Consider the following 12,073-nt stretch of genomic DNA (forward strand, 5'->3'; position numbering starts at 1 on the left):
GGTTGCTGGCTGATTTTGATTAGTTAACTTTGGACGTTTGTTCAGCTGCAGCCTGTTCCTCTTCCATCCAATGGCCCTCATCCTTGAGTGACTCATAGACTTCTTTTGGCATATAGCTTTCATCGTGTTTAGCTAAAACAGTGTCTGCGTTAAAGACACCTTTTTCGTCCATGTACCCTTCAGCGATGATGCCCTGCCCTTCGCGGAACAAGTCTGGCAAAATGCCTTTGTAGGAAACTGGAACGGTTTCAGCCTGATCGGTTACACGAAACAGAATAACGGAACCGGCACTTTTATCGACGGAGTTGTCTTCGACCAACCCACCAAGACGAATTCTCTGTCCAACGGCAACTTGCTGCTCTGCAATATCGCTTGGGCTTTGGAAATAAGTCACACTGCTGGAGAGCCCATAAAGAACCAAGCCGACTGCTGACCCCAGCACCAATCCTGCAAGACCAATAAGCCCGAGTCGTTTCTGTTTACGTGTCATTTTCGCCAGTTCCGTAGATACGCTTCCAACCTTTTTGTCCTGAAACAGCTTAGGTTGGAGCGCAGCACTTATGCTATCTGCCTCATTCGGCAGGAGTTAATTTCAAACTTGCCGCCAGCTGATTGATCTGCTCAAGCGCAACAGCGTCGTCCTTCAGGTTTTCCTTGGCACGTGCAACTGTCTTACTTGCTTCAGCCTGCTCGCCAAGAATAATCCGCGACTGGATCAATCTTGCCCACTCAGCTGCAGATCCACCTTCTTCAGTCAAACGTTCATCCAGCTGCAAAACCATCTGGTTGATCATGTCCTTGCGGTCATCCGCGTTCATTTGCGCGGCTGCATTGACATCATCAGCAGTTGGGCTTGCCAGCTGCGGAGCTGAAGCAGGCAGCTTTGAAGCATTGGAAGAGGCAACGGCACCTCTTGCGATCAACTCGTCACGCTGTGTTTTTGCAGCCTCAACCCAAGGCGCATTGGCATCTGCAACATTCAGCAGTGCATTCCATGCACCAAGCGCTTCGTTGATCTGGCCCTTTTGCCCCATGGCCATAGCCAGGTAGTAGTAAGGTTGAAGCATTTCAGGCTGCGCGAGATTGACCCTGCGCAATACCTTTTCAATTTCTTCGCTGACCTGACCGTTATTGGCGAAAATGCTTGCTTCGGCCCAACCAACCTTCAAGTCGGTATTATCAGAAAACTGCTGTAGTGCATTTGCATAAGCGCTGCGGGCTTTTTCAAACTGGCCTGTGCGCATATAAACCGGTGCGATCACCGCCCAACCTTGGCCATCTTGAGGATTTTCCTTCAGATGGTCTTCTGTGCGTGCAATCAGCACTTCCAGATCCGCTTGCCCAGATTGTGCCGCCATGCGCTCTGCACGCGGTTGATCCGGTATTTGCGGGGAGCCAACTTGCAAATACAGCCCAAGGGCCGCCAAAGGCATCAACACAATAGCTGAAAGCTGTACTACACGCAGACGGACTTTCGAGGGAGCAGATGTTTGATCTCCCTCATTTTGCTTATGTGCTGCCAACAAACGGCGTGACACTTCAATTTTGGCGGCTTCTGCCATGTCCGGCGCGATGACACCGCGCTCAAGATCTTTTTGTATTTCTTCGAGCTGAGCGCGAAACACAGCTTCATCATTGCGTTCATCAGGGTGGACCTTAGGTGAACGGGCCAATGGAACGAGTACGGCCAATGCGACCGCCGCCGTCAAAATTGCGAGAACTAACCAGAATGTCATAGTAGCTTGAATAGACAGGTTCTAATTGTGAAAGGCAACAGTTGCCCCCCTGCGACGGGCAGTCGCACGACCCATATACCCACAGAATACCTATGAAGTAGCACTTATTTTAAGAAAGACGTAGGCACTGCCATGGGGTTAGGCGGCATTCCTGAAATACATATTGTGCCTGCGGATGAGGTTGGCCGTATCTTCTGGTTCAAGTGAAATCTCACTCATGGAGATTAAACAGCTCAATTTCCTCGAAATTTCGCCATAATTGAGAGGGTTTTTTGCCTCAGCTTGCCCAAGTTGCGCCGGGGTTAGAAGCTTTTCAGAGTTGCGATCAATGAAACGTTCTACATGAATGCGCGTGGTATTTTGCAATTCATTCAGCCCCAGCACGCCAGCATATTGAGAGGCGAGCCTTGCCAGCTTTAATCCCCTCAAACATTTGTGATAGGCACGCTGAACCTGCTTTAACTGATCACTGCTTTGTAAAACCGCTGTATCGGGTTTGGTCTGTGAAGCGATTGCCTCTTCGAGCAACTTTGGGAGGTTGCGCATTTCATCACGGAGCAGATTACACAAACGATTCTTTAGCTGCATTGCGCGTTGGTGCCATTGCTCACAGGACGCCAACTCTTCTAACTCATCAAGCTCAACGAAATGTATCAGGCTCGCGTTGACTGCTTCTGGCAGCCCGATCACAGCACCCTCTTCTCTTTTCCAGCCTTCCACCACCTGAACGCTCTGTTCAAGCGCGGATAATGCGTACTCTACAAAAGCGGCGTATGGGGTGTTTGCCACCTCTTTCAATTTTGGCGCTGCAGCTAGTGCTTGGGCAAGTCTTATCAGTTCTGTCGGGGCTTCTCCGAGCCGGACATACGATAGGGCGGCCAGATAATTGACCTCACCCGCGTGATGTTCAACATGCTTGCGCAAGCGCTCCAGACTCTCACCGTTTGACATGGACAAAATATCCTCTTCAAACGGCTTCGTACCTGACATCACCTCTTCCCAGGCTAACGCCCTATCAAGAATGACAAGAGCGTCGCACAGGAAGTCGAAATTAACGTGCCCACCAACTTTTCGTCTCAGCTTTGTCTTAATGTGGATGTCGTGGTCGGCGGCGGCCAGTGCTTTTTTGGCAGCAGCAACCAAACGCATGCGAAGACCATCTGCCACGGTGGAAAGCGCTTTTTGGATGGTTTCGTGGTTTGCTGGCAGGTCTTGCTGTTCACACCGCTGCTCTAAGGCAGCCAGCGCTTCATTGAACTCATCGCTCAACAACTCCTCACGCATGTAAGCCCAAAGAGTATCGATCACGGCTGGGTCAATTCGGCCTTGCTGCTGTACCTTGAGCGGAACCGGATTTAGGAATGGCTGAAGGGGGCTGAGAATTGCGCGTTTAAGCGGCATTTCCAGCGAGAGCTTTTGATCTGGAATAAAGGAAGCCTCACCAAGCAATCTGCGAATTGTGTGAACCATCAGCTCTGCGTTTGGAACAGGCTTGCCCGATTGCAGTGTATCTTCAACCGAGCGCTCCAGCATACGCAGCGCAGTTGGAGATAAGGCGCCTAACACCTTTTCCATTTGCAGTGCTTTGTGGTTGATCTCGTGCATCCAAATCTCTCTGGTACTCAGCCTTACACTGGTCAAGCCAGATCAGCTCAACCCTCAAAACGCGCAGTGAAACAAACTGCCCAAATTGTATTGGTGGATTGAAACTATCGATGGAATTGCTTAATCAAATCTTGATGAACGCGACATTCTATATGCGAAAAACGCGTTTCCTTCTGCAAAACCATCCAGAAGCGTGGGTCTTGGCCTTAGTTTAAGGCCGCCCAGCGCTGGCCCTCTTCACAGGCAGAGCCTTTTATCACCTGCGTTTTCTCATCATACCCGATGGTATGTTTGAAATCGCGGCAACGGCGGTCGTTAACATAATAAACCGGCCCAGACTTCACTGTTCCATGCGCACCAGAGAATCGGTTGCGCCAGACAACTTTGTTGCCTGCATCTGCCGCATTGAGGGCTTTGCTCTGTGCTTTGTAGACAGTATCCAGATCACTGCTGTTAAGCAGCTGCTTCAGTTCGCCAGCGGTCGCGCTGTCGATTGCCGCATGTGCAGCTGTATCTTGTTCGCTATCAGAAGACCAAAACCCAAAAATCGAGGTTGAGGACGCCTCTGACGCCGCGCTGGTGCTTTGGTCAGATGTAGCACAGCTGACAAGGCTTCCAACAACAACTGGCAGGATCAAGAATTTTTTCCAGTTTTGCACCAACATGCATCCTCATTGTCGCTTTTGCGACTTATCAGTTTTTTGGAACAGGTCACAGACCCGTCCCTGGGATCCCCCAGAGGTTTCAAACAAAAAGCAGCGCCATTAGCTTGAAAACCTAGTTATGGAGCAACCCCTCAAAACACAGTTACATTTACTATCAATAGTGTTTGAAACAGAAGCAACCCCTGCCCCAAAACACGTTTAGATCGCCAGCGAGGGCAAGAGGACGGTTGCTTTCAGTCCGCCCAGCTCGCTATCACCAAGTTCGAATGAACCACCGTAAATACCTGCTATGTCAACTATAATAGACAGTCCCAAACCAGTTCCCGGTACGGTTTCATCCAGTCTTTGACCTCTGCGCAGTGCACGTTTTTTCTCTTCATCACCCAGTCCAGGGCCATCATCTTCGATAATCAAACTTATAAGCGACGCAGAGGAACTGTTGTTTTTCAGCGTCACTGACACTTTTTTATCACACCATTTGCAGGCGTTATCCAACAAATTACCCAGAATTTCTTCTAGGTCTTGCTGTTCACCACGGAACAACAGAGCATCATCCATCTCAACGGTAATTTCTGGTGCCTTTTCGCGATAGATCTTTTCCATTGCTCTTGCCATACGCGAGACAACAGGTGCTGCTTCGCATGACACACCAATCACACGGCGCTGCGCCGACATCCGCGCTTTTTCCAGATAATGCTGAACCTGCCCTCTCATTATATCGGCTTGTTCAGAAACCTTCAGTGCTAACGGCTCATCACTGCTGCGTGCCTCGTTTGTAATAACCGAAAGCGGCGTTTTCAAAGCATGGGCTAGGTTTCCGACCTGCGTTCTGGAGTGCTCTACCACTTCCCGGTTGGAGTGAATGAGCGCGTTCAGTTCCACAGCCAGTGGCTTCAACTCTTTTGGCAGCGCTTCCTGCACCTCTTCTTCTTTTCCTTGCCGAACGCGGCCAAGACTTTCTTGAAGCTCAGTGAGGGGCCTGAGACCAAAACGGACCTGAAGAAAGATAGCTGCCACGAGCCCAAGGCCAAGAATGCCCAGTGTGATGGCAGCCTGCCAAGCAAAGGATACTGTGCTTTCTCCAAGTTCCCTCGTGCTTCCTGCAACAGCAATTGTGACAGGCTGTTGCCCCCCGAACTGGATGCGCTTTTCTAGCAAACGTAGATTTCGACCTGCCGGACCGGTGATGTTACGCCGGTTTACCAAAACACCATTCAACGGTGGCAGGTGGAGTTTGTCTCCGAAAAGAGATTCGCTTTCAAACAGGACATTGCCATTACGTTGCACAGTCCAATACCAACCAGACAGCGGCATACTAAAACGCGGGTCGCCAATGCGCTGTAGGTTGGGTTTGTTTTCTTCACCGTCGCCCTCATTGGCAAGAAGGCTAACAATTGCTGTCATATGGACATCAAGACGCTCATCAAGCGCCTTTTCACCAGCCTCTCGGAAAAGGGCAACCAAAATGGCGCCAGCAACCACGAGACTGACAAGTGCCCAAAGCCCCGCAACAAAGATCAGCCGCCATGCAAGGGATGCATGTTGCTGCTTTTTGACAAAACGAATGGGGTTCCAGCTGCCGCCAACCGGTGAGGTGCTCTTGTTGTCAGACATCTTCTTCGTGCAGCCTGTAACCCAGTCCGCGTACAGTCTCGATTAAAGAGCTGCTAAACTTCTTCCGCAGCCTTCCAACAAACACCTCAATGGTATTGGAATCGCGATCAAAGTCCTGATCATACAAGTGCTCGACAAGTTCGGTTCTGGAAATAACCCTGCCCTTGTGATGCATTAAATAGGACAACAAGCGGAATTCATGAGAGGTGAGTTTTACGGACATGCCGCTTTTGGTGACTTTTCCGGCTTTGGTATCTAACACAATATCGCCGATGGAAATCTCATTTGAAGCCAGTCCCGCAGCGCGCCTCACCAAAGCTCTGACACGCGCCAATACTTCTTCCATATGAAACGGCTTAGCAACGTAATCATCAGCGCCGGCATCGATGCCAGCTACTTTGTCACTCCAGCGATCACGGGCGGTCAGGATAAGAACAGGCATGGAATGCCCTGCACGGCGCCAGCGTTCAAGAACGCTCAATCCATCCAGTTGCGGCAGGCCAAGGTCAAGAATAACGGCATCATAAGGTTCTGTATCACCGAGAAAATGACCTTCCTCGCCATCAAACGCTTTGTCGACAACATAGCCTGCATCTTCCAATGCTTCGCAAAGCTGTCTGTTCAAATCATGATCATCCTCGACGACCAACATTCGCATATGAAATATCCCACATCAAAATTTAGGCTTATATCGCCTCATATCGCGTTCAAATTTCGTTCAAAATCAGGCAAGAAAGCTCTTTCCAAAGGTCTTTCACCTATCTCACAGCCGACGACCAGTGCGCGCATCAAGTGTGACCCTCGAAACCTTGCCATTGTTCAGCACGGATAGCGTATAGACCAACCCACCACCACGCTTACAAAGTTTGGCCGAAAGTATCTGTCCTTTGACGCGCAAAGAGCCAAGCGGACGGGCCTGGCCATTGGCAACAGCACTTCGTGTGGCACTGGAGGACAAACAGGCAGCTTGTGCAGGCACTGACCATGCAAAAGCTGTTATCACCAGAGCCAATGCCATCAAGGAGCGAAGCAGGAGTTTGTGGAGTTGGTATTTCATAATGCGTTTTCTAACCGGAACGGGCTGAACCTTACATGAACGAGGTGTTATTTATTTCAAAACAAAGACCTAGCAGATTCTTTTAAAACTGAGGCGTTTCTTGACCTGCTTTACAGTATTCCAGCAAAAGCAATTATTAAAGTGTTACAGTAAGCGCGCAGTTTGAAGTTGTCCCCAAACCGTATTTGGCTGAGAATTGAGCAACTTCGAAGACCAGATCATGGACACCGGGTCCTAAGTCTCCAAGCAGGTCAGCGGATGGTACGGTTACGCTCTCCTGAATACATTGGTAGTCACGCAGGGCCACGTACTCGTTTCCATTAGAGGTGCGGTGGGAGAGCTTAACCGTGAATTGAAGTTTTTCTTCCTGCAGTGGCACATCTGGTGTTTCCCAGCTGTCACCCTCCCATCTGGTTCTGCGTATCCAAGACAGTTGAATATCACCGCTCTCATGCAGCTGTGCTTTGGTATGGGCAGGGGCAAACGGTTTGAGCGATATCTGTTGTCCTAGATGGTTTGTGTCAACGGCCCATGTATAGCCAATTGACTTGCCTGCAGGCACAACACGGTATGAAAGTGGAATGCCCGCTTTGTCGCTGGTCCACGGCAGTTTGGGCAAAGACTGATCTAAAAGGATAAACTGGGCACCCGCAGCTGCCACCACTTCAACTTGATGTTCTGTTCCAAGTTGCCCTCTGAGTAGTTTGGTAAGTTTATAAGTCATGGGTGCGATCAGTTCTGCGTTACAAAACTGTATCACTTCCCATTCCTCCCCCTTACTCACAGCGCATGTATTTGCCCCTGCAAGCACATCCAACAGTTTCCTGCTTTGTAGTTGCCCACCATGGAGCTGCAGGGTGATTTCATTGTTTTCATCAAAGCGCCAAAGCGGTCCTGAGATGAGTGGTTCCAAAAGCCTGCCCATGGTTGCTGGCTCCGTTACCTGCATCAGGGGTGTAAACTCCTCACCGGAACTTGAGGTGTAAAGCTGATAGGCACCCGGCCAGTTTGCATTATATACGGCAAGGACCGGGCTACCATCATCGGCAGCATCACCGTGAAATCTGGGCAGGTCCAGGAACTGAACCAGTGGGGGCGTTGGTGCTGCATTGGAATAGGTCGGCTGGGCTGTATCTTGGGGCATCACCAACTGTGTTGGCACCGGGTAGCCACTCAGCCGTGTTGCTATGATCTCCAGATGAGACCCAGAAGACACCTCATCAATGCGACATTGAACCGGTGTTGTTTCGTCCTGGAGCAATACACCAGGCAGCTCAATCACATCTCCGGGTTTCAACCCAATACAGCTCAAAGCAAGCTGCAATTGAATGGTCTCCCTGTCCAGCCACATGGACTGATGCATTTTTTGAACCAATTTTGTTGCACAAGGCAAAGATGTGGTGATGGGTAGTTGTATGCCTGAGGTTCTCCGGTCCCGCCCTTCCAACCTGCGTGATGCGACGACAATGGTCTCATAGTCGTTGTTCGGGTTCATTCCGCTAAGGCGCAGTTCAGCAGGCAGCTCCGTGCCATCATTGCGCGCGATGGACACGTATGCTTCGCCATCCTCATTTCCTTCAAGAATCTGCGAGGTCTCCAGTTTACCGCCTTCAGCCACGGCACCTAACCGGTGTTTTGCCACAACAGCAAGGTGTGTTCCCCGGTCTACTGCCATACCATCAACCAATTGCAGAACCGCCGACAGCGCAGCACGCAGCGACGTTGGCCCGGGAACAATCAGACCCTCGATGGTCTCTCCTAACTCTGCGATCTCACTCAGGTCCTGAGCATGACCAAAGTCATCACACATGGTGCGGATCAGGCCTGAGGCGGAGGTTGCGCCAAGACGTCCTGTCAACCAGTGCCCAAGCTGCCAATTTTGACCGTCAGACCATTCGCTTGTGTAGGTTGGAAAGTCCGGGAACGGGCGTGCATCCCATGTCCATAAGAAGGTGTTATCGGCCGCCACCATATGACCATCGTAAACACTTGAAATCGGATTATCGCCCTGTGGCCAGTCTGGATGGTCCGTGCCCCAATAGCTGAGGCTGGCTTCCAGAGCGCGTCGTTGAATCAAATCGTCCTGTTGGCCTCTGGAGAAATGAGGCAAGGCACTCTCTGCAGATTTTGGGTCCACAAACACATTGGGCTGGTTTGTTCCCTTATCGACGGCAGGAAATCCCAGCTCGGTGAACCAGAACGGTTTGGACTGCGCAACCCACGGGGTCGGTAGGTTTTGTTCGACGCCTTCAATCCGCTCAAAGTGCTGATTTAACCACCAGCTCTTCAGGTCCTTTTGCCGGTATACCCAAGGTTTGTCGTAGGCCCCATCGGTGATAGGGCTTCGTTTTTTGGCCACCCGGTCAGCAGTGCTTTGATAATACCAGTCATAATATTCTCCTGCTGCCACTCCCTCTCTAATGCCCGCCAAATCATATGCACTTTGGGGGTCGTCCTCCTCGCGCAGGTCGGTCAGGGGCAAGTAATTATCGATGCCGACAAAGTCGATATCAGCATGAGCCCAGAGGGGATCAAGCGGGAAACGCAGTTCGTCTGAGCGTGGGCTAAAGACTGCATATTCACTCCAGTCCGCTGCGTAGGAAATCTTTGTCTGGTTTCCCACGATCTGACGAACCTGCTCTGCAAGAGATTGCAGATGATCAACAAAGGGAAACTCACCACCGCCTGCCCAACACTGACTGAGGCCGCGCATTTCGGAACCGATGAGGAAGGCGTCTACGCCGCCAGCCTCTTTCACCAAATTAGCATAGTGCAAAATAAAGCGGCGAAAACGCCAATCGCTTCCAGTACCCACAAACGCCTCAATTTGCGGCAGCACCCCAGTGGTTCCCTGCTGTGTGCCAGGGCGGTCAATGGCAATATCGGAGGTGATACGACCCCGCCAAGGGTAACTTGCCTGTGAAGCTCCACCATAGGGGTCTGGAAGTCCACTGTTTGCTGGAACATCCATCATTATAAAGGGATAGAACATCACCGAGAGACCGCGGCTTTTCAGCTCTTTGATGGCTTCTCGTACCGTCGCATCAGACGGCGTTCCTCCGTAAGCTGGCCTCTCGTTTATGCGGGAGACCTGCAGCGCCTGTGTGCGGGTCAAACCGGCAACACTCCAGTCTTCCGGCAAATTCTGAGTGGATTGGTAGGTCACCTTTGGCTGGATCGTGCACTGCGAGGCGCGCAGATCATCAGCAAACCACGATACGACAAGTGCGACGGATTTCAGGTTTGGGCATACCGCCTGCAACTCATCCAGCGAGCGCACGATGTCTGTCTCTTCGCCAATACCGTGCCTGTTGACGGACTTGGCATTTCCCGGCGAGATTTCTTCCAATACCTCTTGCGGATGATAAACGAACTCACCTGCACCGGGGATGAGTGTGACGGCTTTGATCTGCCGTTCCAGCGGCTCGATTGATCGCAGGACTTCAAACGCAAACTGAGGGATACGATTGCCGAACTCTTCCAATGGCAATCGCTCAAAGACAAGGTAGGCCGTTTTTTTATAGGCTGGGGCTACTCCCTGTTTTGCCTCTATCAGCGGGTCGGGTTGCTGATCTTGTGTTCCCAAATAAACGCGCATGTTTACGGTGCTGGTGTCCAATTCCTTCCCGTTGGCCCAAACCCTGCGCACAGCGGTGATCGGGCCTTCGCATAGTGCCACTGCAAAGTTTGCATAATAGCTGTGACTGGTGAGTGTGGAGGAGGATCCGGTGGCCTTGCCGCCCTGCTTTTCCTCCTTCACCACTTCCTCCAGGCGCGTTGCCCATATGATGTTTCCGCTCACCCGCACACGGCCATAAACGAAGGGCAGTGATGCCCCTTCAGCTGCGGTTTGCAATTGTAGATCCCCGAGCTTTCCGACGGAGACTTGCGAGGTTTCGCCGAAAATCTGTTGGTCAATCCACGCCCCGCCCAGCGCACCTAAGGCCTGACCAGCCATTGCGCCGATGGGACCACCGATTGCGCCGCCAACTGCTGCGCCAACACTTGAGAGCACCATTGTTGCCATGGCTCTGTCCTTTCTGGGTCAATCAATTGGGAAAAATGAAAACCTGCCTGCGATCTTTCTGCGCCACATTGGCACCATGGGGCTCTCGACCACCCCGACCGCCTCATAGGCATGGATAAAGTGGTCGCGTGTGCTCATGAGACCCAAGTGCTTGCAGGGAGATTGCGGTGCCCAGCGAAACAGGACGAGTTCTGCCGGTTTGGGAGCTTGCAATGGACCCTGTACTTGATGAAGGTAACGGTGCGCTGCATTTAGAAGCTGGTCTTCGCCATTCAGCTCTGCCCATTCGGGGGCATAATCAACGGGAACCTGAGGCTCATTGTTATGGAGAAGACGGAAGAGGCCGCGAATGAGCCCAAGACAATCGCAGCCGGCCCCCTTGCGTGAGGCTTGATGTTGATAGGGCGTTCCAATCCAGTCGCGCGCTTCGGTGATAATATCTTGCCGGGTGTAAACCATGCTCACCCCACCAGCTTTTCGCCATTGTTGGCCGCAGATTGCGTGTCCGGTCCTGCAAGAATGAAATCATTGCCCGGCATATGCGGAAAGCCTTTGAAGTTGAGCGCGTTTTGAAACTTCTCCTGACAAGCACCCCAACTCTTATCGCAGCCCGTACTCAGCGTGGCTGCAAGCGGGTAGGTTAGCTCCAGCACCAAGGGTGACCACAACGATAACTTATGCGCGCCTTGCTCTATCGTGTGGCTGGCAATGCGAAGTGGGTGATTGGCATAGGGACCACTATGAAACGTGAGCGTGCCGAAGGACCACCACCCAGAGTTTTCGTCCCGCTCTCCTTCAACAACAAGACGCTTGGCTGCATCCAGCTCGGTGATGCTCAGTGTTTGCGTGTATGCCGCGTTGCTCAGGTCAATCCCACAGCTCACATCGCCAAGGTCTGCATGGCACTGATGGGAGAGTTGCCTGCCTTTGTTTTGAGAAAGGCGTGTTGCCAGCGAGCGAAACTCTGTTCGAAAGACATTGGCATCTCTCGTCACTTCTCCAAGGGAGCCACGCCTTAAAAGCTCACGCTCCTCGGGATTTTGCCAGTTCACCAAGAAGACCTGCACCTGGGCGTTGTCCCACAAACCCGCATTCAGGTCTTTCTCGCTTAAGCTTTCTGAGGAGAGGAAACCCAGTGTTTCTTCCTGCCCAGCCTGAAAGTCAGCCTGAACCGTTGCTTGCGTGGCATCCAACCCAAAGCCTGGTTCAAACGTAATTCCAAGAAACGTGATGGGATGGTCGTGGGTGGTAAACCCAAGAGTGCGACCTGCTGGAGAGGTAAGCTGCCAGCAATAGGCAACAGTTGTCCCTTCACCGTCCAGGTGTTCTTTTAATGCAGCATTTAACATGGTTGTGTATCCCGGTTATT

The 12,073-nt window shown here is 51.6% G+C and carries 10 protein-coding genes; all 10 read right to left on the reverse strand.

Going from position 1 to position 12,073, the window contains the following annotated elements; genetic code table 11:
* Positions 1-19: 19 nt before the first annotated feature.
* Positions 20-490, reverse strand: a complete 471-nt coding sequence (gene ccmE, locus BMZ51_RS02075) for a cytochrome c maturation protein CcmE (protein WP_074881712.1) — start codon at positions 488-490, stop codon at positions 20-22.
* Between the two features lie 82 nt (positions 491-572).
* Positions 573-1,736 carry a c-type cytochrome biogenesis protein CcmI gene (gene ccmI, locus BMZ51_RS02080; RefSeq protein ID WP_068003138.1) on the reverse strand — a complete coding sequence of 388 codons (1,164 nt, stop codon included), beginning with the start codon at positions 1,734-1,736 and terminating at the stop codon, positions 573-575.
* A 138-nt stretch (positions 1,737-1,874) separates the two neighbouring features.
* Positions 1,875-3,341, reverse strand: coding sequence for a hypothetical protein (locus tag BMZ51_RS02085; protein WP_068003133.1), 1,467 nt, complete (start codon positions 3,339-3,341; stop codon positions 1,875-1,877).
* 206 nt (positions 3,342-3,547) lie between these two features.
* Entirely contained in the window at positions 3,548-4,006 is a 459-nt protein-coding gene (locus BMZ51_RS02090; protein WP_068003130.1) for an RT0821/Lpp0805 family surface protein, read from the reverse strand.
* Between the two features lie 198 nt (positions 4,007-4,204).
* Positions 4,205-5,620, reverse strand: coding sequence for an ATP-binding protein (locus BMZ51_RS02095; RefSeq protein ID WP_068003126.1), 1,416 nt, complete (start codon positions 5,618-5,620; stop codon positions 4,205-4,207).
* On the reverse strand, positions 5,613-6,278 hold the full coding sequence (locus tag BMZ51_RS02100; RefSeq protein WP_068003123.1) for a response regulator transcription factor: 666 nt from the start codon (positions 6,276-6,278) through the stop codon (positions 5,613-5,615). Before BMZ51_RS02100 ends, BMZ51_RS02095 begins: the two co-directional genes overlap by 8 nt.
* Positions 6,279-6,383: 105 nt before the next feature.
* On the reverse strand, positions 6,384-6,677 hold the full coding sequence (locus tag BMZ51_RS02105; protein WP_208979218.1) for a PepSY domain-containing protein: 294 nt from the start codon (positions 6,675-6,677) through the stop codon (positions 6,384-6,386).
* Between the two features lie 136 nt (positions 6,678-6,813).
* Positions 6,814-10,704, reverse strand: coding sequence for a baseplate multidomain protein megatron (locus BMZ51_RS02110; protein ID WP_068003121.1), 3,891 nt, complete (start codon positions 10,702-10,704; stop codon positions 6,814-6,816).
* Between the two features lie 18 nt (positions 10,705-10,722).
* Positions 10,723-11,163 (reverse strand): NlpC/P60 family protein, encoded by a 441-nt coding sequence (locus tag BMZ51_RS02115; protein ID WP_068003118.1) that lies wholly within the window; start codon positions 11,161-11,163, stop codon positions 10,723-10,725.
* A gap of 2 nt (positions 11,164-11,165) precedes the next feature.
* Positions 11,166-12,053, reverse strand: a complete 888-nt coding sequence (locus BMZ51_RS02120; RefSeq protein WP_068003115.1) for a DUF2163 domain-containing protein — start codon at positions 12,051-12,053, stop codon at positions 11,166-11,168.
* Positions 12,054-12,073 lie beyond the last annotated feature (20 nt).

Origin of the sequence: Pseudovibrio axinellae, assembly GCF_900110875.1 — a bacterium.
GTDB classification, from domain to species: Bacteria; Pseudomonadota; Alphaproteobacteria; order Rhizobiales; family Stappiaceae; genus Pseudovibrio; species Pseudovibrio axinellae.

Excerpts from the sequence above, each read along its gene's own strand:
- ccmE (WP_074881712.1), bottom strand. The coding sequence starts at position 490 with ATGACACGTAAACAGAAACGACTCGGGCTTATTGGTCTTGCAGGATTG.
- ccmI (WP_068003138.1), bottom strand. The coding sequence starts at position 1,736 with ATGACATTCTGGTTAGTTCTCGCAATTTTGACGGCGGCGGTCGCATTG.
- BMZ51_RS02085 (WP_068003133.1), bottom strand. The coding sequence starts at position 3,341 with ATGCACGAGATCAACCACAAAGCACTGCAAATGGAAAAGGTGTTAGGC.
- BMZ51_RS02090 (WP_068003130.1), bottom strand. The coding sequence starts at position 4,006 with ATGTTGGTGCAAAACTGGAAAAAATTCTTGATCCTGCCAGTTGTTGTT.
- BMZ51_RS02095 (WP_068003126.1), bottom strand. The coding sequence starts at position 5,620 with ATGTCTGACAACAAGAGCACCTCACCGGTTGGCGGCAGCTGGAACCCC.
- BMZ51_RS02100 (WP_068003123.1), bottom strand. The coding sequence starts at position 6,278 with ATGCGAATGTTGGTCGTCGAGGATGATCATGATTTGAACAGACAGCTT.
- BMZ51_RS02105 (WP_208979218.1), bottom strand. The coding sequence starts at position 6,677 with ATGAAATACCAACTCCACAAACTCCTGCTTCGCTCCTTGATGGCATTG.
- BMZ51_RS02110 (WP_068003121.1), bottom strand. The coding sequence starts at position 10,704 with ATGGCAACAATGGTGCTCTCAAGTGTTGGCGCAGCAGTTGGCGGCGCA.
- BMZ51_RS02115 (WP_068003118.1), bottom strand. The coding sequence starts at position 11,163 with ATGGTTTACACCCGGCAAGATATTATCACCGAAGCGCGCGACTGGATT.
- BMZ51_RS02120 (WP_068003115.1), bottom strand. The coding sequence starts at position 12,053 with ATGTTAAATGCTGCATTAAAAGAACACCTGGACGGTGAAGGGACAACT.